22 protein-coding genes are annotated in these 25,539 nt (G+C 38.3%); 19 read left to right on the forward strand and 3 right to left on the reverse strand.

Annotated elements, in window-relative coordinates:
• Positions 1–10: 10 nt before the first annotated feature.
• From dxs to spo0A, 6 genes are all read left to right on the forward strand, one after another.
• Positions 11–1,906, forward strand: coding sequence for a 1-deoxy-D-xylulose-5-phosphate synthase (gene dxs, locus AC1DFT_RS11155; protein ID WP_477919347.1), 1,896 nt, complete (start codon positions 11–13; stop codon positions 1,904–1,906).
• Positions 1,903–2,721 carry a TlyA family RNA methyltransferase gene (locus AC1DFT_RS11160; protein ID WP_477919269.1) on the forward strand — a complete coding sequence of 273 codons (819 nt, stop codon included), beginning with the start codon at positions 1,903–1,905 and terminating at the stop codon, positions 2,719–2,721. The genes dxs and AC1DFT_RS11160 overlap by 4 nt, the downstream gene beginning before the upstream one ends.
• Positions 2,722–2,821: 100 nt before the next feature.
• A complete protein-coding gene (ahrC, locus tag AC1DFT_RS11165; RefSeq protein ID WP_142538503.1) occupies positions 2,822–3,271 on the forward strand; it encodes a transcriptional regulator AhrC/ArgR in 450 nt (149 codons plus the stop codon).
• 144 nt (positions 3,272–3,415) lie between these two features.
• Entirely contained in the window at positions 3,416–5,119 is a 1,704-nt protein-coding gene (gene recN / locus AC1DFT_RS11170) for a DNA repair protein RecN (protein ID WP_477919270.1), read from the forward strand.
• Positions 5,120–5,337: 218 nt separating this feature from the next.
• Entirely contained in the window at positions 5,338–6,294 is a 957-nt protein-coding gene (locus tag AC1DFT_RS11175) for a SpoIVB peptidase S55 domain-containing protein (protein ID WP_477919271.1), read from the forward strand.
• A 223-nt stretch (positions 6,295–6,517) separates the two neighbouring features.
• Positions 6,518–7,309, forward strand: coding sequence for a sporulation transcription factor Spo0A (gene spo0A / locus AC1DFT_RS11180; protein WP_477919272.1), 792 nt, complete (start codon positions 6,518–6,520; stop codon positions 7,307–7,309).
• 475 nt (positions 7,310–7,784) lie between these two features.
• Here the strand turns inward: spo0A and AC1DFT_RS11185 are convergent, their stop codons facing one another.
• Complete coding sequence (locus AC1DFT_RS11185) at positions 7,785–7,955, reverse strand: hypothetical protein (RefSeq protein ID WP_477919273.1); 171 nt, start codon at positions 7,953–7,955, stop codon at positions 7,785–7,787.
• Between the two features lie 713 nt (positions 7,956–8,668).
• Here AC1DFT_RS11185 and AC1DFT_RS11190 point away from each other — a divergent pair.
• On the forward strand, positions 8,669–10,243 hold the full coding sequence (locus tag AC1DFT_RS11190) for a DUF342 domain-containing protein (protein ID WP_477919274.1): 1,575 nt from the start codon (positions 8,669–8,671) through the stop codon (positions 10,241–10,243).
• The gene (locus tag AC1DFT_RS11195; RefSeq protein WP_477919275.1) at positions 10,236–10,961 is read left to right on the forward strand and encodes a glycerophosphodiester phosphodiesterase; all 726 of its coding nucleotides are present in this window, start codon (positions 10,236–10,238) and stop codon (positions 10,959–10,961) included. The genes AC1DFT_RS11190 and AC1DFT_RS11195 overlap by 8 nt, the downstream gene beginning before the upstream one ends.
• A 4-nt stretch (positions 10,962–10,965) precedes the next feature.
• Here AC1DFT_RS11195 and AC1DFT_RS11200 read toward each other — a convergent pair whose 3' ends face one another.
• Entirely contained in the window at positions 10,966–11,211 is a 246-nt protein-coding gene (locus AC1DFT_RS11200; protein WP_477919276.1) for a DUF2627 domain-containing protein, read from the reverse strand.
• Positions 11,212–11,340: 129 nt separating this feature from the next.
• On the opposite strand from AC1DFT_RS11200, the gene AC1DFT_RS11205 reads away from it, so the two are divergent.
• The 11 genes from AC1DFT_RS11205 (at position 11,341) to AC1DFT_RS11255 (ending at position 25,160) form a co-directional block, all read left to right on the forward strand.
• The gene (locus tag AC1DFT_RS11205; RefSeq protein WP_477919277.1) at positions 11,341–13,362 is read left to right on the forward strand and encodes a sigma-54 interaction domain-containing protein; all 2,022 of its coding nucleotides are present in this window, start codon (positions 11,341–11,343) and stop codon (positions 13,360–13,362) included.
• A 76-nt stretch (positions 13,363–13,438) separates the two neighbouring features.
• Positions 13,439–14,533 (forward strand): Leu/Phe/Val dehydrogenase, encoded by a 1,095-nt coding sequence (locus AC1DFT_RS11210; protein ID WP_477919278.1) that lies wholly within the window; start codon positions 13,439–13,441, stop codon positions 14,531–14,533.
• 106 nt (positions 14,534–14,639) lie between these two features.
• Positions 14,640–16,070 carry a dihydrolipoyl dehydrogenase gene (gene lpdA, locus AC1DFT_RS11215; RefSeq protein ID WP_477919279.1) on the forward strand — a complete coding sequence of 477 codons (1,431 nt, stop codon included), beginning with the start codon at positions 14,640–14,642 and terminating at the stop codon, positions 16,068–16,070.
• A gap of 16 nt (positions 16,071–16,086) precedes the next feature.
• Positions 16,087–17,097, forward strand: coding sequence for a thiamine pyrophosphate-dependent dehydrogenase E1 component subunit alpha (locus AC1DFT_RS11220; RefSeq protein ID WP_477919280.1), 1,011 nt, complete (start codon positions 16,087–16,089; stop codon positions 17,095–17,097).
• Positions 17,097–18,080, forward strand: a complete 984-nt coding sequence (locus AC1DFT_RS11225) for an alpha-ketoacid dehydrogenase subunit beta (RefSeq protein WP_477919281.1) — start codon at positions 17,097–17,099, stop codon at positions 18,078–18,080. Before AC1DFT_RS11220 ends, AC1DFT_RS11225 begins: the two co-directional genes overlap by 1 nt.
• A gap of 12 nt (positions 18,081–18,092) precedes the next feature.
• Positions 18,093–19,391: a dihydrolipoamide acetyltransferase family protein gene (locus AC1DFT_RS11230; RefSeq protein WP_477919282.1), complete on the forward strand. Its 1,299-nt coding sequence runs from the start codon at positions 18,093–18,095 to the stop codon at positions 19,389–19,391.
• A gap of 188 nt (positions 19,392–19,579) precedes the next feature.
• On the forward strand, positions 19,580–20,830 hold the full coding sequence (locus tag AC1DFT_RS11235) for an ArsR family transcriptional regulator (RefSeq protein ID WP_477919348.1): 1,251 nt from the start codon (positions 19,580–19,582) through the stop codon (positions 20,828–20,830).
• A gap of 164 nt (positions 20,831–20,994) precedes the next feature.
• Positions 20,995–22,182 carry a M20 family metallopeptidase gene (locus AC1DFT_RS11240; RefSeq protein WP_477919283.1) on the forward strand — a complete coding sequence of 396 codons (1,188 nt, stop codon included), beginning with the start codon at positions 20,995–20,997 and terminating at the stop codon, positions 22,180–22,182.
• 43 nt (positions 22,183–22,225) lie between these two features.
• Complete coding sequence (locus AC1DFT_RS11245; protein ID WP_477919284.1) at positions 22,226–23,638, forward strand: YfcC family protein; 1,413 nt, start codon at positions 22,226–22,228, stop codon at positions 23,636–23,638.
• A 287-nt stretch (positions 23,639–23,925) separates the two neighbouring features.
• Positions 23,926–24,723: a DUF3100 domain-containing protein gene (locus tag AC1DFT_RS11250; RefSeq protein ID WP_477919285.1), complete on the forward strand. Its 798-nt coding sequence runs from the start codon at positions 23,926–23,928 to the stop codon at positions 24,721–24,723.
• The gene (locus AC1DFT_RS11255; protein ID WP_477919286.1) at positions 24,723–25,160 is read left to right on the forward strand and encodes a hypothetical protein; all 438 of its coding nucleotides are present in this window, start codon (positions 24,723–24,725) and stop codon (positions 25,158–25,160) included. The genes AC1DFT_RS11250 and AC1DFT_RS11255 overlap by 1 nt, the downstream gene beginning before the upstream one ends.
• Before the next feature lie 80 nt (positions 25,161–25,240).
• Here the strand turns inward: AC1DFT_RS11255 and AC1DFT_RS11260 are convergent, their stop codons facing one another.
• Positions 25,241–25,450, reverse strand: a complete 210-nt coding sequence (locus AC1DFT_RS11260) for a hypothetical protein (RefSeq protein WP_477919287.1) — start codon at positions 25,448–25,450, stop codon at positions 25,241–25,243.
• Positions 25,451–25,539 lie beyond the last annotated feature (89 nt).

The raw sequence follows: 25,539 nt of genomic DNA on the forward strand, positions 1-25,539 counted from the left end.
TGTGATGGCAATGGATTTAACTTCAATTTCTAGCCCATCCTTTTTAAAAAGTTTAGATAATGAACAATTAAAGGAATTAAGTGAAGATATTCGATCGTTTTTAATAGAGAAATTATCTGTAACGGGTGGTCATATTGGACCAAATCTAGGCGTTGTCGAATTGACAATTGCACTTCATAAATCGTTCAACAGTCCAGAAGATAAATTTCTTTGGGATGTTGGGCATCAAGCATATGTGCATAAAATCTTAACAGGACGAGCAGATCAATTTGATACGCTACGTCAATTTAAAGGGCTTTGTGGCTTTCCAAAAAGAATCGAAAGTGAACATGATGTGTGGGAGGCAGGGCATAGCTCCACCTCTCTTTCTGCTGCAATGGGAATGGCAAAAGCGCGAGATTTACAAAATAAAAAGAATTATGTCGTCCCAATTATTGGAGACGGAGCGCTAACAGGCGGTATGGCATTAGAAGCACTTAATCATATTGGGCATGAAAAAACAGATATGATCGTGATTTTAAATGATAACGAAATGTCTATTGCCCCTAATGTAGGAGCTTTGCATAATGTATTAGGGAAGCTACGTACACATGGTACCTATAATAAAGCAAAAGATGATTTAGAATATTTACTGAAAAAAATTCCTGCGGTTGGTGGGAAACTTGCAGGAACAGCAGAGCGGGTAAAAGATAGTTTAAAATACTTACTTGTATCTGGCGTGTTTTTTGAAGAAATGGGCTTCACTTATTTAGGTCCGATTGATGGACATAGTTTCGAAGCGCTAGAAGAAAATTTAAAAAATGCCAAGAAAATGAAAGGTCCTGTTCTTCTTCATGTTATTACGAAAAAAGGAAAAGGATATAAACCCGCTGAACAAGATAAAATTGGTACTTGGCACGGGACTGGTCCATATAAGATGGAAACAGGCGATTTAATCAAATCTTCTTCGAAGGCACCATCTTGGAGCGGTTTAATCGCAGAAACAGCAAGAAGACTTGCGCGTACAGATAAACGTATCGTTGCAATTACACCTGCTATGCCTGTCGGATCCAAATTGGAAGGTTTTGCTTCCGAGTTCCCAGATCGAATGTTTGACGTTGGGATTGCAGAACAACATGCAACGACGATGGCAGCTGGAATGGCAGCAGATGGGATGAAACCATTTTTAGTCATTTACTCGACGTTTCTACAAAGAGCATATGATCAAGTGCTTCATGATATTTGTCGTCAAAACTTGAATGTAGTAATTGGTATTGACCGTTCTGGTTTGGTTGGAGCAGATGGTGAAACGCACCAAGGAGTATACGATATTTCCTTTTTACGCCATATGCCAAATATGGTCATCATGATGCCAAAGGATGAAAACGAAGGACAACATATGGTGAATACGGCATTTGATTATTCAGATGGTCCAATTGCCATTCGTTACCCAAGAGGAAACGGTTTAGGTGTGCCGATGGATGAGAACTTAAAAACCATTCCTATTGGTTCATGGGAAGTTTTAAAGGAAGGTACTCAAGCAGTCATTTTAACGTTTGGTACGACGATTCCAATGGCGATGAATGCAGCCGAACAATTGGCTGAAGCGAATATTTCAGTCGAAGTTGTGAATGCCCGTTTTATCAAGCCGCTAGATGAAGAAATGTTAGAGAGCTTGCATGCACGCAATATTCCGATCATTACTGTGGAAGAGAGCGCGCTTCAAGGTGGTTTCGGAAGTGCAGTTTTAGAGTTTTTCAATGAAAAACAGTTACAAGCGAATGTAAAACGAATTGGAATTCCAGACGTATTTATCGAACATGGTGAAGTGAATCAACTATTAGAGGAAATTCATATTACGACAGATGATATCGTAAAGTTAGTGAGTACTTCCGTAACTGAAGGTTCAAGGTATATTTCATCATGACAAAAGTGCCGAAAGAGCGTGTAGATATATTATTAGTGGAACAAGGTTTATTTGAAACGAGAGAAAAAGCAAAACGTGCGATTATGGCAGGGCTTATATATAACAAAGAAGAACGAGTTGACAAACCAGGTGAAAAAATTGGAATCGATGCTGTTCTAACAGTTAAAGGTCAAGTATTGAAATATGTAAGTAGAGGTGGCCTAAAGCTAGAAAAAGCATTAGAACAATTCGATCTTACAGTTCAAGACAAAATTATGTTAGATATCGGTTCCTCTACTGGTGGATTTACAGATTGTGGATTACAAAATGGTGTCAAGCATGCATACGCGCTCGATGTTGGAAGCAATCAATTAGCATGGAAAATTCGTCAAKATCCACGTGTGACGGTCATGGAGAAAACGAATTTCAGGTATTCGACTCCTGCTGATTTTACGGAAGGTCTTCCAACGTTTGCGTCGATCGATGTATCATTTATTTCGTTAAAACTAATTTTTCCGACATTAAAAACTATTTTAGTTCCAAACGGTGATGTTATTGCATTAGTAAAACCACAGTTTGAAGCAGGAAAAGATCGTGTTGGGAAAAAAGGTATTGTAAGAGATCCAGCGGTACATATAGATGTATTAAATGATATTGCTAATTTTGCGGAAAGTACGCATTTCCAATTGATAAATGCATCGTACTCGCCGATCACTGGTGGGGAAGGCAATATCGAGTTTCTGTTTCATCTGAAAAGTGTAAACGAGGGACAAGTGATCCCTCATGATATAGATTTGACAAAACTCGTCAGTGTTGCACATAATTCCTTCAAATAATTCGCGACTCTCCAAAAGAGTCGCGTTTTTTCTTGTGACTTTTAAGTGGAAATGCTACCCTATAAAATAAAGGGTATAAATATACAATGGGGTGACTTAGATGAATAAAGGACAAAGGCATATACGGATTCGTGATATTATTGCCAATAACGAAATAGAGACACAAGACGATTTAGTCGATTTTTTGAAAAATACAGGATATAACGTGACACAGGCGACTGTTTCAAGAGATATAAAAGAATTACATTTAGTGAAAGTTCCTTTACCAAATGGTAGCTATAAATACAGTCTCCCAGCAGACCAACGATTTAATCCAACCCAAAAATTACGTCGTGCATTAACAGATGCATTTGTAAGTATCGATGGAGCAAGCCATTTCTTAGTTATGAAAACCTTACCTGGTAATGCACACGCAATCGGTTCACTTATCGATTATTTAGATTGGACCGAAATACTAGGAACGATTTGCGGAGATGATACTTGTTTAATCTTATGTCGAGAAGAAGCAGATAGTGAAATCGTCAAGAGCAGACTCTTAGAAATGCTTTAACTTGAATCTGCAAAAATCACTGCAGATTCAAGTTAAGCCTCCGGCGGATGTCACAGATTTTGAAAGAAGTTAATTGCGTTTGCGCAATTCAAAATCTGGACGCAATTACACCGAGGCGCAATTGATAATAAGGGGTGAGGACTGTTGTTAAAGGAAATAACCATTAAAAATTTTGCGATCATAGATGAACTCACGGTTAGTTTTGAAGAAGGACTAACCGTATTAACTGGGGAAACAGGGGCAGGTAAATCGATTATTATCGATGCCGTTCATTTATTGTGCGGTGGTAGAGGGTCTCAAGAATTTATTCGTCATGGAGCAAAAAAGGCAGAGCTCGAAGGATTATTTATCATTTCTAATCCTAAACATGCTGTGTTTAAAAAGATGATGGATGTTGGGATCGACATAGACGAAGAATCCATTATTTTAAGAAGAGATATTAATGATTCGGGTAAAAGTGTTTGTCGAGTGAATGGAAAACTTGTCACGATAGGTATTTTAAGAGAGATTGGCGCATCGTTAATCGATATTCATGGTCAACATGAAAGCCAAGAATTAATGGATGACAAAGCGCATATCCATCTGTTAGACCAATTTGCTGGCGAAGATTTAAAACTCGTAAAAGATTCGTATAAAGAACTTTTTTCTCAATATAAAAAATGGAAAAAAGAGCTTGCAACTTTAACGGAAAATGAACAACAAATCGCTCATAAAATCGATTTATATACATTTCAAGTAGACGAAATTGAAGAGGCGGGTTTAGTCAACGGGGAAGAAGAACAGCTACAAGAAGAAAAAAAGAAGCTACAAAACTTCCATAAAATGTTTGATAAAATGAGCAGTGCATATCAAGCAATATTAGATGAATCTAAAGGGTTAGACTACATCGGGACGGCCATGGCTGACTTACAAGATATAGCAGAAGTAGATAAAAACATGCATGATTTAAGCGAGAACGTATCAACTGCATTTTATATGTTACAAGATGCTGCATACCAATTAAAAAATGAATTAGATGAAATGGAATATGATAGCAACCAATTACAGATTGTAGAAGATCGACTTGCTTTGATCCAAACATTGAAAAGAAAATATGGTACTTCTATAGAAGAAATTTTGGAATATAAGGAACAAATCGCCCGTAGCCTTGGACAACTTGTAAATAGAGATGAACAAATCCAAAAAACGGCTGAAAAAATAAATCAAATCGAAAAAGATTTAGAATTGGAAACAACCGATTTAACACATAAACGAAAAGTGGCAGCTAAACAATTAAGTAAAGCAATTATGGATCAATTGCAAGAGCTTTATATGGAAAAGGCTACATTCTCAGTCATGTTTTATGATTCAATGAAACAAGTGTATAATGAAAATGGGCTAGACGAACTTTCTTTTTATATTTCCACCAATGTAGGAGAACCACTAAAAGCATTAACGAAAATTGCTTCAGGTGGTGAGCTTTCTCGAATGATGCTTGCTCTAAAGAGTATTTTTTCCAAGCATCAAGGTATTACATCCATCATATTTGATGAAGTCGATACAGGAGTAAGCGGAAGAGTAGCCCAAGCAATCGCTGAAAAAATCGCTGGAATTGCAACGAATTCGCAAGTATTATGTATTTCTCATTTACCGCAAGTCGCGGCAATGGCAGACCAACATTTAATGATTAAAAAAGAAGTTAACGGCAATCGAACATACACAGTACTTGAAGAGATAGTGGGTGATAAGCGTGCGGAGGAACTTAGCCGTATGATGTCCGGTGCCGAAATTACAAGCACAACCTTACAACATTCAAAAGAACTGTTGAAACTGGCAAAAGATCGAAAAAAAATATTACGAAAAGTGTGAAGACCTACTTAAAGGGTCTTCATTTTTTCGTCTAGTTCCAGCGCCTTGCCCCGACAGGCAAATGGGAAAAAGCTGTGGTGGCTGAGGAGCTGCCTCCTCGCTTTTCCCCATTTGCCTGTCGGGGCAGTGACACGCGCTTGCACATTTGTTTTTTATCAATTATTTACCTCACATAGAGTTCCTTCTGCGGGACATAGTATTTGTATAGGAGGTGAAATATGAAAAAAACCTATCGTAAATGGTCGCTAATGCCAATGCTTTTCTTTACATTATTTTTTGCGAGCAACTCTACTTTTGCAGCCGGACTTTCCGTCGTCCCACTTGGTCAATCCATACAAATTGATCTTCAATACGGCGCTGTATTCCTCAGTCATGATGTTATGCTAACAGACGAAGAATGGTTGCGTGCTGGTGATTCCATTCACCAAATTAACGACCAAACGATAACGAATGTAGAAGAAGTAAAAACGCACGTAAAAGATAAAGAACAAATTACTATTCAGTATGAGCACAATAAAAAAATGCATACAAAAGAAATTACTTCTGAACAAACATTAAAGCTGCTTCCTTTTTTACGGGATGCTACAGAAGGAATTGGCACATTAACTTATTTTGACCCTGCTACGAAGGAATTTGGAGCACTTGGTCATCAAATTGTCGACCATACGACAGGAGTAACTCCCAAATTTTCGGAAGGATCTATTTATTTGTCTTCCATTGAGCAAATAAAGAAAAGTATTCCAGGACAACCTGGATATAAAATTACTTCTCATGACGCAAATACTTCGCCAATAGGCGGTGTAGATGAAAATAATGTTTATGGCATATTTGGCAAGTTAGAGGATAACGCTTTAGAGAATATACCGTTGCAACAAGTTGAAATTGCAAATGTAGAAACGATAATGCCAGGTGAAGCAATTATGCGAACATCTATCGACGGTGAAAAAGTACAAGACTTTACGATAAATATTTCTTCGGTCGATGGAAATCTTTTTCAGTTCACTGTAACGGATAAATCGCTCATCCAAAAAACAGGTGGAATTTTACAAGGTATGAGTGGAAGTCCGATCATTCAAAAAGATAAACTAATCGGTGTGGTTACACATATGTACGTGGACAAACCTAAAAATGGTGCGGCACTTGCAATCACCGAAATGATGAAAAAAAATCCATGAAAATGATCATGCAGGGTAGACCGAATTTGGGTCTACCCTTTTTCACTGAGTACCGGTACAATGAATATATAGAAAAATTCGACAAAATGTCGAAATGATGATTTAATTGGTGAAAAAGGTAGAAACTGTAATAGAAAAGGCTTATTTTTAGCAAAAATAAAGGAAGTAATCTAAAAATAGCGAATAATACCTTAGTCAAAAAATACAAAGGTGGATGAGTATGATGGAAAAAATTACAATTGCAATCGTAGACGACAATAAAGACTTAATAAGGACTATGGGAACCTATTTTGATCAACATCCAGAAATAGAAGTTATCGGAACGGCTAGTAACGGGAAACTTTGTCTGGAATTATTAGAAACAAAAAAACCAGATGTCCTTTTACTAGATATTATTATGCCACATCTTGATGGAATTGCAGTGCTCGATTCCTTGCAAAAAAACAATCAATTGAACGGTATTCAAATTATTATGCTAACTGCTTTTGGTCAAGAAGACGTAATGAAACAAGCGGTCGATTTAGGCGCATCTTATTTTATGTTAAAGCCGTTTGAATTTGATCGTCTCGTTACACAAATAAAGCAAGTAGCCGGCAAAAAAGAATTTACTCAAGACATTCCTACTAAGTCAAGTCCAGAAAAGGAAGCTGCACAAAGTAAACGGATGATTGATCACACGATTACAAATGTCATTAAAGAAATTGGTGTGCCTGCACATATCAAAGGATATTCATATTTGCGAGAAGCAATCCAAATGGTTTATACAGATGTGGAGCTACTTGGATCTATCACCAAAGTATTATATCCAGAAATCGCTAAAAAATTTCAAACGACACCATCTCGTGTAGAGCGTGCAATTCGCCATGCAATCGAAGTCGCATGGAACAGAGGAAACTACGAAACTATTTCGAAAATGTTTGGCTATACAGTTCATCATTTAAAGTCAAAACCTACGAACTCAGAATTCATCGCGATGATTGCAGATAAAATTCGTATGGAGAACATGGCTAGCTAAACATTACTATTACAGGACTTATTAATATTATCCAAAGCCAACGAATAAGTCGATTCGCTGGTTTTTTTTTGCTTTACAAATTATTAAATCTATGGCAAATGGCTTATTTTCACTAACTTACATAGAAATGGGCTTATTACTTGGAGCTTAGTTTAAGGAAACTGCGTGGTAGTGAGGCGAATAAAGTGTCCGCTGTGATTTTTGCTACAGCCGTACGCTTTCCGCCGGGTGAGCGATGAGCCATCCCCGCCGCCCTTAGGCGTACGTTGGGATGTCTCATTAGCCCACTCATCCGGCAGGAGTCGACGCCTGTAGCGAAAATCAATGGAAATTGCTTACTTATCAGTGTCCGAAATTAACAATAAATGGTTGAACGAGACAATCTCGCCTTGGAACACGACAAACTAGTCGAGTAGATGCCGGAAAGGCGTGTTCGACGGGCTTTAAGACATATAATTCATATAATATGTCGGAATTATAGTTGTCTCACATCGAGTACACTTGCCATTTTGAGAATTGGTTGCTCACAGTCATCGGTTGGTTGCCCTAAGCCATTTACTGGATGCATGCGATGGGGAAAATAGGTAAAGTTTTGTTTTTTCAACTGGTCTGCACTGATAAGTATGCAGATTCTATTAATTTTCACTTCTCCCAGGGGAAGTCGTCCTCCCGGCAGTGAAAATCTTAGCGGTTAATAAGATGCGCTATCCCAATAATACGTCTCAATCCTAGTAAACTTGCCATTTGGAGAATTGGTTGTTCTCACGAGTAATTTGGTTGCTCTCGTGCTGATTTAGTTGCTTTCGTAGTAGAACTAGTTGCTCTCAGTGATTGGTTGGTTGCCCTAAGCCATTTATTGGATGAATCCAATGGAAAAACTGGTTGAAATTTTGTTTTTTTAATGGGATGGTATTGATAATTGGGCAATTTCCATTGATTTTCGCTGCAGGCGGCGACTCCAGTGGGATCAAGTGAGTAAGATGAGACTTCATAACGTACGCGCAAGCGGCGGTGAAGGCTCATCACTCACCCCACGGAAAGCGTCCGTCCTGCAGCGAAAATCAGGTCACTATTCAACTCACTACGTCGCAGTTTCCCTATATTGTAAAGTTCCAAAGGACTGCCTTATATTTAGATCTATTTCTAGGAACGGAACAAAAGTTATATAGAAAAGGGAAAATATGACCTTTCGATCTAATATGTGCAGAAAAAACCAACCAAACGACTGTATTTAACAGTAAACTTTCATTGTTTGTTGGCGAAGTTAGGTATTAATACGGAAATTCAACAACGCTTTTAGATTTTTTGTCCGTTAATCGTTAATAGACGTATAATAATGTAGAAGAGGGAGTGTGCTACTTGATAATTATAGAAAAAAATGACGAAATAACATTATCAGAAGAGAAGGGACGGGTGTTCATTGCAATAACTAGTAGTGGATACAACTTGAAAAAGTTTGAGGAATTGACACGCAAGCACACACGCCTAAAAGTATCTGATTTTTTGGCGTTGAAAAAGGCGTTAGACGATAAATCACATCACCCAATTGAAATAGGCAGTTGGATAGATAGTATGCAGTTAGAAATAAGTGAAGATAAAATGGAAGCCTTCCTTACGATTTATGAATCACAAACTTACATCCAAGAAAATTTAGCGGAAATTCATACAAACATTCAAAAGTTATTAGAAGAACAACGTATTACTTATGGACATAAACCAATCGATTTACTATCTGTAAAAACAGGGAAAACATACATAGTTGCAAAAGGATTGACGTCTCAAAAAGGAGAGGATGCAAAAGTAATCTATTTAGACCAAGCGGAAAAGAAACCGGTCATTAAAGAGGATGGCAACACCGACTTTTTTGACATGAATTTTATCGTTGAAATAAAAGAAGGATCGTGGCTGGGAGAAAAAACACCACCCCAAAAGGGAATAGACGGGATAAATATATTTGGGGAAACTGTACCTGCTGAGTTAGGTGAGGATACAACATTAAAATATGATACAAAAAGTGCATATGAAGTGGAAGAAGAGGGAAAAACAGTGCTTCGTTCCAAAACAAAAGGGATTATTGGAGAAGTGAATGGAGTGTTATCAGTTCAAAAGCATCTTGTTATAGATGGAGACGTTGGACTAGAGACGGGAAATTTAACATTTGATGGCTCGATTCTTGTAAAAGGTACGGTTATGGCAGGATATTCAGTTATCGCATCCGGGGACGTTTCGATTGAAGGAAAAGAAGGCGTGCATGCCGCGAAGTTGATAAAATCAGTAGAAGGCGATGTATTTATCAAAGGTGGCATTTTTGGTCGTGATGAAACAACTGTCGAAGCATACAAAAATATTTATGTAAAACATGCAAACGCATGTACTTTAGAAGCAAAAGAGAATATTCACATAGGATATTATACGCTCGGTTCTACCATTGCAGCCAATCAAATAGTGCTAGATGAACGAAAAGGAAAAGTTATTGGTGGTAAAACGATAGCGATACATTCTATTACTACTGCATATTCTGGTAATAGCATGGAAAGAAAAACGGAACTAATCGTCCAAGGTATTGATCGAAAAATACTAGCGGAGAACGCAAAAAGGAAAGCGGAAGAAATGATGAAGCTCCAAGAGGAGTTGTCCAAACTGAACGTGCAAATTAGCCAATTCAACCAACTAAAAACAGCAATGACGGTCCAACAAATAGCCTTATTTGAACAAACAAAACAAAAATATAACCAATTGGGACTGAAAATAAAAGAAATAGATACAGAAATCAAGCGAATATTAATAACACTACGCCAACCAAATAATCATTATATTCAAATTACAAAAGAAGCAAATGCTGGGACGATTATTCAAATTGGCCATAAATCTTCTGTGTTATCCAGTCCAACCAGTGGGAAATTTAAAATAGAAAATGGGGAGTTAAATGTCTAGAATACCCGTATACGCGCACCGTGGAGCTCCGAATAGGGCTGTCGAAAATTCTATGAAGGCTTTCAAGCGGGCAGTTATGCTAGGAGTAGATGGAATAGAAATAGATTTACAGCTGTCTGCGGACGGTGTTGCTTTCGTGACGCATGATATTGATTTTTTTAGATTGGCCGGTAATAGTCGACGCATTACAGATATGACATCGGATGAAATTTTGCAATTGAAATTAGGAAGTCCATTTTATCGGAAGTTTTTATATAGTCGGGTGATGACATTCGATCAGTTTATACAGGTAGTAGCCCCTTCTGGTATAAAATTGAATATTGAACTGAAGGAATCATTCTTAGGAAAAATTGAAAAAATTATTGAAGTTGTTGAAAAAACAAAAGGTATAGAAGACGTCCATTTTTCTTCGTTTGAATTTAGTATATTGCAAACGATTCATACGATGGGATTGAATGCAAAAACAGCTTTCATCGGGAAAAAAAATACCGATTGGGATTATATTTTATCGATTAGAAAATGGGAGGCAATCCATTTAAATAAAAAATTTTATGATTCCGAACTCATGCACAAAATTTGGAGTGAGGGATTTCCGATTCGTTTTTACAATGTTAAAGGAAATGAAAAATACATCGTTCATCCACATGAATCGGTTATTGGATGGATTTCGGACTATCCAGAAAAGATTATACAGCGACAAAAAAGGAATCTGACTTAAAAAGTCAAGATTCCTTTTTCTTTTGAAATCGTGGAGCTACTTTTCCGTTTTTTCGATCCCTGTTCAATAAAAATCCGGCGAAAAAGCCTAACCCTAAAACAGTGAAAATAATTCCGCTTATAAACTGGATGGCCAAGCCTCCAATAGGAAGAATCTGCAATCCGAAAAACGTATCTCTTATTAATTTAATCCCAAACGCCGCTAAAATTCCAGGAATTAATAACACGATTAAAGCCGCTAAACGACCCATTTTCTTCACTCCTGTTCTTACATTTTTAATTTTACATGCAAGAATATGATTGTCAATGAAAGAAACTTACGTTATGATAAATGGGAAGTGCAATAAGTTGCGAAAGTGAAAACGGGGGTGTGCATATTTTTGCAAAACATACTTATTGTTGGTGCAGGTAACGGTGGATATGCACTTCTGAAATTGATTGAACAGGCTGATTACTTACAAGTGACAGCAATTGTGGATGTCAACGAAGAAGCTCCTGGAATAATTTACGCAAAAGAGAAGCAAATTCCTACTTTTTCAGATTGGAAACCTCTTTTAAGCGGAAATATTCAAATCATTATTGATGTAACAGGGCAGAAAGCGGTGTTTCAAGAACTACTTGCAAATAGACCCGCTACAGCAGTTGTTATACCAGGTGAGATTGCCAACTTAATCGTTACGTTATTGGAAGAAAAAAATGATTATATTCAAATCATTGATCGCAAAAAAATGATGCAAGAACTTATTTTTAATTCTATTGAAGAAGGCATGATTGGTATTGATAGCCGAGAAATCGTCAATTTTTTCAACAAAAGTGCGGAAAGAATGACGGGAATGCCAGTAGAACAAGCAATTGGTAAGCATGTGCATGAAGTAATCAGTTTAAGTGAATTACCGAGAATATTCAAAATTGGCCATGTCGAACTAAACAAGGAACTCACTCTTGAAAGCGGTACCAAAATTGTTACGTCAAGGTATCCGATGATCAATGAGGAAGGAAAAAAAGTTGGCGCATTTGCAGTATTTAAGGATATCACGGAAGTACTTCGACTTGCAGAAGAAATTACAAATTTAACAGAAATACAAAAAATGTTAGAAGCGATTATACATTCGAGTGATGATGCTATTTCCGTAGTAGATGAAGAAGGAAAAGGGATCCTTATTAACCCGGCATATACTCGAATTACTGGTTTCAGCGAAGAAGAAGTGATCGGCAGACCTGCAACTGCGGATATTTCTGAAGGGGAAAGTATCCACTTAAAAGTGTTGCAAACGAAAAAGCCAATACGTGGGGTAAATCTTCGAGTTGGAAAACAGAAAAAAGAAGTGATTGTAAATGTCGCTCCAATTATTGTGAATAGTGAGTTAAAAGGGAGTGTCGGGGTTATTCATGACATGACCGAGATGCGCGGACTTATGAAAGAACTGGATCGCGCTAAAACACTTATTCGTACATTGGAGCTATCCTATTCACTAAAAGATATTTCGGGAACATCCAAACAGATTATTTTCGCAATGGATCAAGCAAGGCTAGCAGCAAGTGTACCTGTTACCGTCCTCTTAAGGGGAGAGGTTGGTTCGGGGAAGGACCTATTTGCGCATGCGATTCATAGCGAAAGCGATCGTGCGTTCCATCCATTTATCCGCATTAACTGTAGCTCAATGGAAGAGCATTTATTGGAAAGAGAATTATTCGGCTTGGAAGAGAGTGGCTTAAGTCAAGCAGGATTATTTGAGAGTGCTACTAATGGTACTATTTTCTTGGACGAAGTTGGGGAACTTACGAAAAAGACACAAGCAAAATTGCTTAGCGTTCTTCGAGAAAATGTCATTATTCGAGTTGGGGGAACTACATCTATTCCTGTAGATGTACGAATCATTGCATCAAGTAGTATAAATTTAGAAAAAGCAATGCGTGAAGGCACATTTCGTGAAGATTTTTATTTCCAATTAAATCGAATGCCTATTCATATTCCAGCATTAAGAGAGCGAAAAGTAGATATTCCACTTATAGCGGAACATTTACTTGTAAAGCTTAACCAAGAATTTGGTCGAAATGTGGAAGGGTTCACAGAGGAAGCGATGGAAAGTTTACTTGACTATGATTGGCCTGGAAATGTTCGCGAACTAGAAAATGTTATCAGTCGTTCGATGATTTTCTTACAGCCGAATGATCGATTTGTAGAAGAACATCATATACCAAAATCGATGCTCGTTTTAGCGAATAATGAAGAGGACTTCGAGTCAAACGGCACGCTAGCCGAACAGATGGATGAGATGGAGAAGAAAGTATTAGAACGTGCGTTAAGATCTTGTGGCGGCAATAAATCGCAAACGGCAAAAAAGCTGCAAATTTCCTTGCGCACCTTATATTACAAATTAGAAAAATACAATTTAGTTTAAAATGGGAGTTATGTTCAAGCAACAAGGGGTATTTATAATATAAAGCAAAACATTTAACTACTGGGAGGAATTACACATGGATATTTTCAAATATATGGAGACTTACGATTATGAGCAATTAATTTTTTGCCAAGACAAAACATCAGGATTGAAAGCGATTATTGCAATTCACGACACGACACTTGGACCAGCACTTGGTGGAACTCGAATGTGGAATTATGCGTCAGAAGAAGAGGCAATTGAAGATGCATTACGCTTAGCAAAAGGGATGACTTACAAAAATGCTGCTGCTGGACTTAATCTTGGCGGCGGTAAAACAGTTATTATCGGAGATCCATTGAAAGACAAAAATGAAGAAATGTTCCGTGCATTTGGTCGTTTCATCCAAGGATTAAATGGTCGTTATATTACGGCAGAGGATGTTGGTACTACTGTAGCGGATATGGACATTATTCATGAAGAAACGAATTATGTAACGGGTATTTCGGAAGCATTCGGTTCCTCTGGTAATCCATCACCAGTAACTGCTTATGGTGTATATGTAGGAATGAAAGCTGCTGCTAAAGAAGCTTTTGGTTCAGATTCTTTAGAAGGTAAAACAGTTGCAGTGCAAGGTGTAGGAAACGTTGCTTATACATTATGCGATTATTTACACAAGGAAGGTGCAAAACTGATTGTAGCAGATATTAACCAAACTTCAGTTGACCGTGCAGTAAATGCATTCGGAGCAGTACAAGTAGGTGTAGATGAAATTTATTCACAAGATGCGGATATTTTCGCACCGTGTGCACTTGGTGCAATAATTAATGACAACACAATTCCACAACTAAAAGTGAAAGTAATTGCAGGTTCTGCTAATAACCAACTAAAAGACACAAAACATGGGGATATTATCCATGAAATGGGCATTGCATATGCGCCAGACTATGTGATTAATTCAGGTGGCGTTATTAACGTGGCAGACGAGTTATACGGCTATAATCACGATCGTGCAATGAAACGAGTTTCTGGAATATATGATACAATTGAAAAGATTTTCGCTATTTCTAAAAGAGATGAAATCCCAACGTACGTTGCAGCAGACCGACTTGCGGAAGAGCGCATTGAACGCATAGGGAAATCTCGTAGCCAGTTTTTACAAAATGGCAAACATATTATTACAAATCGATAATATAAGATAGACAAAACGAAAGCAAAATAATAGAAAACAAATGATGGGCCGACTTTGAAAAAAGCGGCCTTCATTGGTTCTGTTTAGTATTAAGGAGGCTAATTCGTTGGCAAAAGAATATGATGTAGTCATTATCGGTGGTGGAACAGGCGGGTATGTCGCTGCTATTCGATCGGCTCAATTAGGATTGAAAACAGCAATCGTAGAAAAAGGCAATCTTGGAGGTACATGCTTACATAGAGGATGTATTCCGAGTAAAGCATTGCTTCGTAGCGCAGAAGTATATGCAACTACAAAAAACCATGCCGCTGACTTTGGGGTAAATACTTCTGAAGTGACACTTGATTTTAGTCGTGTGCAAGCACGTAAAGAATCCATTGTTAGCCAGTTGCATAAAGGTGTACAAGGGCTTATGAAAAAAGGTAAAATTGATGTGTATGAAGGCACAGGAAGAATGCTTGGTCCATCCATCTTTTCGCCATCTCCAGGTGGAACAATTTCAGTTGAGATGAATAATGGTGATGAAAACGAAATGCTTATTCCGAAAAATGTGGTCATTGCAACTGGTTCAAGACCTCGTACTATACCAGGGCTTACAATAGACGGAACATTTGTCATGAGTTCAGATGAAGCATTGGCAATGACAGAACTACCAAAATCAATACTGATTGTTGGTGGTGGTGTTATTGGTATTGAATGGGCTTCCATGTTAAATGACTTCGGAGTAGAAGTGACGGTTATTGAGTATGCGGATCGTATCATCCCAACGGAAGATAAAGATATCTCAAAAGAAATGCAAAAACTACTTGCTAAAAAAGGAATTACCTTTGCAACAAGTGCAAAAGTACTTTCAGAAACATTAGAAACAACGGACAATCAAGTGACTATTTCGGCAGAACTAAATGGAGAAAAGAAAACATTTACTGCAGAAAAAATGCTGGTATCTGTAGGCCGTCAAGCAAATGTAGAAGGTATTGGTATCGAAAATACAGATATCGTAGTGGATAAAGGATTTATTCAAGTAACTGAAACATTCCAAACAAAAGAATCTCATATATATGCAATTGGTGATGTAATTGGAGGGCTTCAACTAGCACATGTAGCCAGTCATGAAGGAATTACTGCAATCGAGCACATGGCTGGAAACGAAATTTCACCAATTGACTATAAACTAGTTTCTCGTTGTATTTATTCAAGTCCTGAAAGCTCTAGTGTCGGTATTACAGAACAACAAGCAAAAGAGCAAGGATTTGATGTGAAGATCGGAAAATTTTCTTTTAAAGCTATTGGGAAAGCACTAGTTTACGGTGAGTCGGATGGCTTTGTGAAAATTGTTGCGGATAAGAAAACGAATGATATTTTAGGTGTTCATATGATAGGTCCGCATGTAACGGATATGATCTCAGAAGCAGGTCTTGCTATGGTTCTTGATGCAACTCCTTGGGAAATCGCACATACAATTCACCCGCACCCTACACTTAGTGAAGTAATGGGTGAAGCAGCGCTAGCTGTAGATGGTAAAGCTATTCATATGTAAAAAGGAGGAGTTCTACATGACAACAAATCGTCACGCAGAATTAGGGTTAACAAATGAAGATGTGTTGAAAATGTTTGAAACGATGCTAATGGCACGTCGTATTGACGAACGTATGTGGTTATTAAACCGCGCTGGGAAAATTCCTTTTGTTATTTCTTGTCAAGGACAAGAAGCAGCTCAAGTAGGCGCAGCGTTTGCACTTGATAATACGAAAGATTATATCGCACCTTATTACCGTGATATGGGCGTTGTTTTACATTTCGGTATGACCGCAAAAGATTTGATGTTATCTGCTTTTGCAAAAGCGGAAGATCCAAACTCTGGCGGTCGTCAAATGCCTGGTCATTTTGGACAAAAGAAAAATAGAATCTTAACTGGATCCTCACCGGTTACGACTCAATTACCACATGCTGTGGGAGTAGCATTAGCTGCGAAAATTGAGAAAAAAGATTTTATTACCTTTGTAACTTTAGGGGAAGGTTCGTCTAACCAAGGGGATTTCCACGAAGGATTAAACTTTGCAGGTGTTCACCAATTACCATGTATCACAATGGTTGAAAATAATAACTATGCAATTTCTGTACCCTTCGACCGTCAAGTGGCAAGTACAACCGTTGCGGAGCGTGGGTCTAGTTATGGTATGCCTGGTGTGAGAGTTGATGGAAAAGATCCGATTGCTGTCTATAAAGTAGTAAAAGAAGCAGCAGATCGTGCTCGTAACGGGGAAGGTCCAAGTTTAATCGAAGCGGTCACTTACCGTCTAACTGCTCACTCTTCGGATGATGATGATCGTCAATACCGTACGGCAGAAGATATTGCGGAAGGAAAAGCACTGGATCCACTTATTACGTTCGCAAAATATTTGCGAGATCATGATATTTTAACAACGGACTTAGAAAAAGAAATTAACGACCGTATTATGAAGGAAGTAAATGAAGCAACGGATTATGCTGAAAATGCACCATATGCAGCTCCAGAAGATGCATTGAAGCACGTATATGCAGAAAAAGATGGGGGGAACGCATAATGGCAATCATGTCTTATATCGATGCAATCACACTTGCAATGAAAGAAGAAATGACTCGCGATGAGCGCGTATTCGTTCTTGGAGAAGACGTAGGTCGAAAAGGCGGTGTATTCAAAGCAACGAATGGTCTGTATGATGAGTTCGGTGAATACCGCGTTTTAGACACACCTCTTGCTGAATCTGCCATTGCTGGTGTAGGAATTGGTGCTGCTATGTACGGGCTTCGTCCAATAGCGGAAATGCAGTTTGCGGATTTCATCATGCCTGCAGTGAACCAGATTATTTCTGAAGCGGCTCGTATTCGTTACCGTTCCAATAATGACTGGACGTGTCCGATTGTTATTCGTGCCCCGTTCGGCGGCGGTATCCATGGTGCGCTTTATCACTCCCAATCCGTGGAGGCAATATTTGCCAACCAACCAGGATTGAAAATTGTCATTCCTTCGACTCCTTATGACGCTAAAGGATTGTTAAAAGCGGCAATTCGCGATGAAGATCCTGTTATGTTCTTTGAGCATAAACGTGCATATCGTCTTATTAAAGGCGAAGTTCCGGAAGAGGATTATACAATCGAAATCGGGAAAGCAGATGTAAAACGTGAAGGTGATGACATTACAGTTATTACGTATGGTCTTGCAGTTCACTTTGCCCTGCAAGCGGCAGAACGTTTAGAAAAAGATGGAATTTCTGCGCATATCCTTGATTTACGAACAATTTATCCATTAGATAAAGAAGCAATTATAGAAGCCGCTTCGAAAACAGGTAAAGTTCTTCTAGTAACAGAAGATAACAAAGAGGGCAGTATTATTAGTGAAGTAGCGGCAATCATTGCAGAAAACTGCTTATTTGATCTAGATGCACCGATTATGCGTCTTGCTGGACCAGATGTTCCTGCTATGCCGTATGCGCCAACGATGGAAAAATTCTTTATGATCAATCCAGATAAAGTCGAAAAAGCGATGCGCGAACTAGCGGAATATTAAGGAGGAACTTACATGGCTTTAGAACATATCAAAATGCCTCAACTCGGTGAAAGTGTGACAGAAGGAACGATTGAAAAATGGTTAGTAAAACCAGGCGATCATGTCAATAAATACGACGCTCTAGCAGAAGTAAACACGGACAAAGTAACCGCTGAAGTACCTTCTTCCTTTACAGGTGTTATTAAAGAGCTAATCGCAAACGAAGGAGATACATTTGCGGTTGGAGAAGTCGTTTGTACGATCGAAACAGAAGGTGGAGCTACCGAAGAAGTAGTGGAAGCTGCTCCAGAACAACCAACTGCTGAAACAGTCAAGCCAGCAGAAGTCCAAAAACATACTACACCCGTCAACCGTGAAAAAGGGGCAAAAGCTCGTTACTCTCCAGCAGTGCTGAAGCTATCACAAGAACACGGAATTGACCTAACGTTAGTAAATGGAACTGGCAATGAGGGACGAATTACACGCAAAGATCTATTGAAAATTATTGAAAGTGGAGAAATCCCAGTAGCTACACAAGCAGAACCGAAAGTGGAGCAAGCACAATCGGCACCACAAGTTCAAGCAACAGCTGCGCCAAAAGCAGCTCCAGTAAACGTAACAGTGGCAGTTGGAGATATCGAAATTCCTGTAACTGGCGTTCGTAAAGCCATCGCTGCAAATATGCTACGTAGTAAACATGAAGCTCCACATGCTTGGACAATGATTGAAGTGGATGTAACAAGCTTGGTGCAGTATCGTGATTCATTAAAAGCAGAGTTCAAAGCAAAAGAAGGCTTCAACTTAACGTATTTCGCATTTTTCGTAAAAGCTGTTTCTCAAGCATTGAAAGAATTCCCAATGATGAATTCGATGTGGGCTGGCGATAAAATCATCCAGAAAAAAGATATTAATATTTCGATTGCGGTTGCGACAGAAGATGCACTTTTCGTTCCAGTCATCAAAAATGCGGACGAAAAAACGATTAAAGGCATTGGTCGTGAAGTAAACGAACTTGCTACAAAAGTTCGTTCTGGTAAGTTAAAATCAGACGAAATGCAAGGTGGTACTTTCACTGTAAACAACACAGGATCATTTGGTTCTGTTCAGTCTATGGGAATTATCAATTACCCACAAGCAGCGATTCTTCAAGTAGAATCCATCGTGAAACGTCCTGTAATTATGGATGGTGGAATGATTGCAGCTCGTGATATGGTAAACCTATGTTTATCACTCGACCATCGTGTACTAGACGGATTAGTTGCTGGTCGTTTCCTAGCACGCGTAAAAGAGATTTTGGAGAATATTACAAAAGAGAATACATCTATTTATTAACAACAAAAGACTCAAAATCGTTTAAAAACGGTTTTGAGTCTTTTTAGGCAGAATAAAGTACTTCTGCAAACTTGGGCATATGTTAATATAATAGTTACAATAAATTAAAAACTCCGAAAGAGAGGTAGATTAGAAAATTGAAGAAGATCCGATTGGGCTTATTCGGTGCGGAAGATTCTATCGAAATAATGGAATCAGTAGTGATGAAATATCCTGAATTTAGCTGCATTTCTATCTCCTACTGGCGTGATGAAGAGATAGTAGAAAAATTAACAAAACAAACGAATGAGGTAGATATGTGGCTTTTTTCTGGACAGATTCCGTATGGATTTGCGAAGAAATGGGCTGGAATTACAAAACCAATGTTCTACGTTCCTTCTTCCGGCTCCAGCTTGTATAAAACGTTGTTGCATATCGCATACAATCAGAAAATACCTTTCGATCAGTTAAGCTTTGATACGTTCCATCCTACTGAACTAGAAAGAGTTTTTAAAGAATCTGAGATAGCTCCTAAGCAAGTGTATTTAAAGCATTATGAAGAGGAGATTCTTACGGATGAAGTAGTAAGCTACCACTATGAACTTTGGAAAACTGGACAGACTTTAGCTGCAGTCACTTGCCTAAAAAATGCTCAATATGAGCTTAACAAGCTTGGCGTACCTGCATTTCGAGTTCTTCCTACTCAAGCTGCCATCGTTTCAACTTTAGCCCTCATACTTCAAACGCATGAAACGATGCATTTTAAGGATACCCAAATTGCCGTACAGATGATTGAATTTGATTCATTTTCTAGTTTAACAAAAGAGACCTTTAGTACGGATGAAATTTATAAAATCGAAATAAAAATGACGGAAAAGCTGCTCGAATATACGAAAAAAATAAACGGTTCTCTTAAATCTGCTGGACCTGGACGCTATGTGATATTTACTACACATGGACTTCTTCAAGAAATGACGAAAGATTTTACTGTAGTTCCTGATTTTGCTATTCTTCAGTTGACCGGTCATGATGCGGTCACTTGCGGTATAGGAATTGGACAAACTGCCTATGAGGCTGAAATCAATGCTGGGACAGCCTTGCTACATGCAAAAGAATTCCACAAAGGATCATCGATGGTAGTCTTTGACGACAAAACTATTGTCGGCCCGCTAGGACAGCCTGAGCAAATTACATATGGATATGCACCGGAGCATCTCCAATTGCTAAGCGAGCAAACGTCGCTTAGTATCGCCACTTTAAGCAAACTCGAATCGATATTAAGAAAAATTGGAAAGACTGAAATAAGTGCGCATGATCTAGCCCAACAAATGAGTATTATGCCAAGAAGTGCCCGTAGGATTTTGACTGAGTTAGAGTCAAAAGGATTGGCGCAAGTAGTTGGAGAAGAAACTCCTCATCCAAGGGGCAGACCAAGAAAAGTTTTTCAAATAATGTTATGACAAGATCCTTTGGGGTCTTGTCTTTGTTTTTTTTTTTGATTTTAGAAAATTAGGACTTGATTAAAATGTCGTAATTAATATATAATTTTGGTCATAGCCGTAAATGAACCTTAAATGAATAGTAGCTCTAAAAAGTATAAACATAGATTAGGAGGAGAAAAAATATGAAGGCTACTATACTAAGATCTACACTTAGACAATTAATAGAAATGATTGAGGATGACGTAATCTCCTGGAGAAGATATCTACATAAATATCCGGAATTGTCCTTTCAAGAGGAGAAGACGGCTCAGTTCATTTATGAAACACTTCAGACTTTCGGTAATCTAGAAATTACTCGTCCTACTAAGACAAGTGTGATGGCACGATTGATTGGAAATCAACCGGGCAAAGTGCTAGCGATTCGGGCTGATATTGATGCATTGCAAATACAAGAAGAAAATTCTCATTCATTTTCCTCCCAAAATTCAGGCATTATGCACGCTTGTGGCCATGATGGACACACGGCTATCTTACTTGGGACAGCTAAAACACTTGCTTCCATACAAGATCAATTGAAAGGCGAGGTCCGGTTTTTATTTCAGCATGCGGAAGAGTTAGCTCCTGGTGGTGCAGAGGAAATGGTGCAGGCGGGTGTGATGGACGGAGTTGATATGGTCATCGGAGCACATCTTTGGTCTCCGCTAGAAACTGGAAAAATTGGCGTTGCGGCAGGACCTGTAATGGCTTCACCTGATACGTTTACTATCACGATTAATGGACAGGGAGGTCACGCGGGACTTCCACATCAAACGGTCGATGCTATAGCGATTGGGGCACAAGTGGTTAGTAACTTGCAGCATATTGTTTCTCGAAACGTCGATCCGTTAGACGCACTAGTCCTTTCCATTACTAAATTTGCAGGTGGTACTGCTATGAATATTATTACAGGCTCCGTTGAAATTGCGGGGACTGTTCGTCTCTTCAGTCCTGAACTTCGACCAGTAGTCACTGAATTGATGGAACGAGTTATAAAAGGGATAACGGAAGCCCATGGTGCTACTTATCAATTTGAGTATGAGGAAGGTCCAGCTCCAGTCATTAACGATGCAGAGGTAACTCGAATAATCGAAGAAACAGTTTGTGAACTTTATGGAGAAGAAGCTCTAGTTCCGGTGAAACCCAATATGGGTGCGGAAGATTTCTCCGCTTTCCTGCAAAAGGCACCTGGCACATACTTCTTCACAGGGTCAGGTAATAAGGAAAAAGGAACTGATTATCCGCATCATCATCCTCGATTCGACATCGATGAAAACGCTTTATCGAACGGAATAAATATGTTTGTTCATGCAACCTTTAAACTTTTAGACTAATGTGGTTTTGAGGGAAGGTTTGCTTTTGCAGAAGGAGGAGCTTATGGAAGCTAAAACAAAAAAAGAAAAACGATTTTCTTTAAAAATGCCAGATACTTATGTCTTATTATTTGGCATTCTATTACTCGCTGCACTCGCTACTTATCTAGTTCCATCAGGTGAGTTTGAAAGAGATGTAAAAGATGGGTTAACGATGGTAGTGCCCGGTACTTATCATAGTGTTGAGGCTAGTGGAGTTGGGGTGATGGATATTCTCCTTTCTCTACAAAAAGGAATGGTAGAGTCTGGTAGTATCATCTTCCTCGTACTATTTATCGGTGGTTTAATGGAAGTCATCGAATCGACTGGTTCTATTAAAGCGGCAGTAATGAAAGCAATAGATAAAACAAAGGGAAATGAATTTATATTAATTGCAGTTATTACGATTCTATTCGCTTTAGGTGGAGCGATAGGGGCTGTTGCTAACTCGGTCATCGCTTTTGTGTCGATAGGACTCATTGTTTCTAAAGCTTTAAGACTTGATCCAATTATTGCAGTGGCTATCACATTTGGAGCTACTTTCGCAGGGTTTAATGTTGGATTCATCAATCCATATTCAGTAGGGATAGCTCATAAAATTGCAGAACTGCCATTATTCTCGGGTCTACTCTTCCGTGTGATTGTGTTTGTTGTCATTGTTTCGATTACAATTTGGTACACATGGCGATATGCGAAAAAAGTGTTGAAGGATCCTAAAAATAGTATCCTTTCCCATTCGTTTATGGATGAAAATGATCCAAATGATCAAAAAGAGCTTCAAGTGGATTTTACGAAGAAACATAAAATTATTTTGCTATTTGTAGGTCTTGCTTTTGCTTTTATGGTATTTGGCACGATACAGTTCAAATGGACACTTGACCACATGTCTGCCTACTTCTTGGGCATCGCAATTTTGGTTGGTGTTATTGGAAAAATACATTACAATCAGTTTATTGTTCATTTTATGAAGGGTGCCGAAAAGTTACTTTATGGAGCACTCATAGTAGGAGCAGCTCGTGCAATATTAGTCGTGTTAGAACAGGGGCAAGTGTTAGATACAATCGTGTATGCTTTATCTAATTTATTTACCGGTCTATCCCCAATAATGGCTACAATGGCTATGTTTGTTGCTAATACAATCATTAGTATTGTTGTTCCTTCTGGAAGCGGACAAGCTGTACTAATTATGCCAATCATTACGCCCCTTGCAGATATGCTAGGTATTACAAGACAGGTTGCTGTTCAAACCTATTTGTTCGGAGATGGATTTACAAATAGTATAATTCCTACATCAGGACCCTTAATGGCAAGTCTAGCGATCGCAGGAATCCCATATACAAAGTGGTTTAAATGGATGTTTCCCCTTTTCCTAATTTGGATGGTTATTGCTGTCATTACACTAATCATTGGAGTTTCCATCAATTGGGGACCGTTTTAGTAGAATCTATTACTATATTAAAAAAATGTTTGAATGAATTAGTATAGATGTTATGATTTGTTAAGGTAAAAATAATCCTCTTCTATGAATACTTGTTCAGCAAGTATTCTTCAAGAAGGATTTTTTATTTTTACTAAATCTGTCTCTATTTTCAACATTGATATTGGAAGGTTTTTGACAGCATGGGGAGGTAGATTTGAAATAATTACAAAATCGATAAAGAGTTTTCAGATTACATAAAAATTGTAGTGCATTAAAAATTATGCACTATAAAGGAGGAGATATCATTGCTGAAAGATTGGAAACTTCATATTATCGTATTAGTATTTGTCTTGATAGGTGAAGCAATAGGTGTTAAACAGTTCAATTTAGGAGTCGGTACAATAGCTTTGTTCCCGATGTTATATGTGTTGATAATGGGGGGAATCGTTAGTTTTCCCAAGTTGAAATTAATGAATGATACACAGATGAAGCGTGCAGCGGGAATACTGGGAATTTCATTTTTGTTATTTGTAGCTAAACTTGGATCGATGTTAGGACCATCATTGCCTAAAATTTTCGATGCAGGAGTGTCATTAGCTGTTCAAGAAGTAGGACATGTTTTAGGGACGATTATTATTGGATTGCCAATAGCATTACTTATTGGGATGAAAAGAGAAGCAATCGGTGCAACTTTCTCGATTGACCGAGAGCCGAATTTAGCCATTATTTCTGAAAAGTATGGAGCAGATTCACCAGAAGGAAGAGGGGCATTAGGTGTCTACATATGCGGGACTGTTTTTGGAGCTATCTATTTAGCTATTTTAGCTGGGTTTTTAGGGAGTCTTGGTATTTTCCATCCGATTTCATTGGCGATGGGAGCTGGAGTAGGTTCAGGAAGTATGATGGCAGCAGCTTCTGGAGCATTAGCTGTTACGTTTCCAAATGATGCGGAAGATATTGCATTATTTGCAGCGGCAGCCAACTTGATCTCGACGATATTAGGAACGTATTTATGTGTATTCTTCTCACTTCCAGTAACGGCACGTCTTTACGAATGGTTGGAGCCTAAAATTGGCCGTTCACGTAAGGAGGCTGCAAAATAATGATGGAAAAAATGAAAGTATTAGCATTGATTGGAATCATAGCCATTCTTGGAAACTGGGTAGGGTATGGTGTATCTCCGATTAAAGCCCTTCCTGGGATAATTCTTATCGTGTTATTTACAGTAATCGGTTTAGTTTTAAATAAGTATTTACCTAAAATGCCAGCAGTGGTGTGGATTTCATTGATAGCGCTAATTGCGACTACTCCTATTTTCCCTGGGAATGAATGGATTGTTGCAAAAACGGCTGAAATTAACTTTATGGCATTAGCTACACCGATTCTTGCCTATGCTGGTCTTTCTCTCGGGAAAGACTTAGAAAGTTTCAAAAAGCTAGGCTGGCGAATTGTGGTTATTTCATTAGTTGTTTATACAGGAACTTTCTTATTTGCAACATTATTTGCGGAGATTGTTTTTAAATTGCAAGGTAGATTTTAGAATGAAAATAAGAACCCAATCGGTTTATAGCTGATTGGGTTCTATTGTTTTATAAAGTGTACTTTAATAGATTTTAATATTTATGGTGTAGAGTTTTCTGTTGAATCCGTACCTTCATCCACTTCTTCTCCATTTTCGTCTTCAGGAACCCCAATATCATTTTGACCATCATCCTCTAACAACGGATCATTCACCTCAATATCATCCAAGTCATCGTCGCTATCCCCGCAAGCCCCTAATAGTAGCGCAGTGGATAAAGCTAATGGTAATGCAATTATATTTCTTATCATTGAAATTTCCTCCATTTCCATTTTTAATAGTTACCTGTCCTTATTTTCTATGTACCACTTATTCCATCACGTAAACGTATTTCTAGTAA

Source organism: Psychrobacillus sp. 05T411 (genome assembly GCF_056396485.1).

Coding starts and splice junctions, on each gene's coding strand:
- dxs (WP_477919347.1), top strand. CDS start 11: ATGGATTTAACTTCAATTTCTAGCCCATCCTTTTTAAAAAGTTTAGAT.
- ahrC (WP_142538503.1), top strand. CDS start 2,822: ATGAATAAAGGACAAAGGCATATACGGATTCGTGATATTATTGCCAAT.
- AC1DFT_RS11175 (WP_477919271.1), top strand. CDS start 5,338: ATGAAAAAAACCTATCGTAAATGGTCGCTAATGCCAATGCTTTTCTTT.
- spo0A (WP_477919272.1), top strand. CDS start 6,518: ATGGAAAAAATTACAATTGCAATCGTAGACGACAATAAAGACTTAATA.
- AC1DFT_RS11195 (WP_477919275.1), top strand. CDS start 10,236: ATGTCTAGAATACCCGTATACGCGCACCGTGGAGCTCCGAATAGGGCT.
- AC1DFT_RS11200 (WP_477919276.1), bottom strand. CDS start 11,211: ATGGGTCGTTTAGCGGCTTTAATCGTGTTATTAATTCCTGGAATTTTA.
- AC1DFT_RS11210 (WP_477919278.1), top strand. CDS start 13,439: ATGGATATTTTCAAATATATGGAGACTTACGATTATGAGCAATTAATT.
- AC1DFT_RS11220 (WP_477919280.1), top strand. CDS start 16,087: ATGACAACAAATCGTCACGCAGAATTAGGGTTAACAAATGAAGATGTG.
- AC1DFT_RS11225 (WP_477919281.1), top strand. CDS start 17,097: ATGGCAATCATGTCTTATATCGATGCAATCACACTTGCAATGAAAGAA.
- AC1DFT_RS11230 (WP_477919282.1), top strand. CDS start 18,093: ATGGCTTTAGAACATATCAAAATGCCTCAACTCGGTGAAAGTGTGACA.
- AC1DFT_RS11235 (WP_477919348.1), top strand. CDS start 19,580: ATGGAATCAGTAGTGATGAAATATCCTGAATTTAGCTGCATTTCTATC.
- AC1DFT_RS11240 (WP_477919283.1), top strand. CDS start 20,995: ATGAAGGCTACTATACTAAGATCTACACTTAGACAATTAATAGAAATG.
- AC1DFT_RS11245 (WP_477919284.1), top strand. CDS start 22,226: ATGGAAGCTAAAACAAAAAAAGAAAAACGATTTTCTTTAAAAATGCCA.
- AC1DFT_RS11255 (WP_477919286.1), top strand. CDS start 24,723: ATGATGGAAAAAATGAAAGTATTAGCATTGATTGGAATCATAGCCATT.
- AC1DFT_RS11260 (WP_477919287.1), bottom strand. CDS start 25,450: ATGATAAGAAATATAATTGCATTACCATTAGCTTTATCCACTGCGCTA.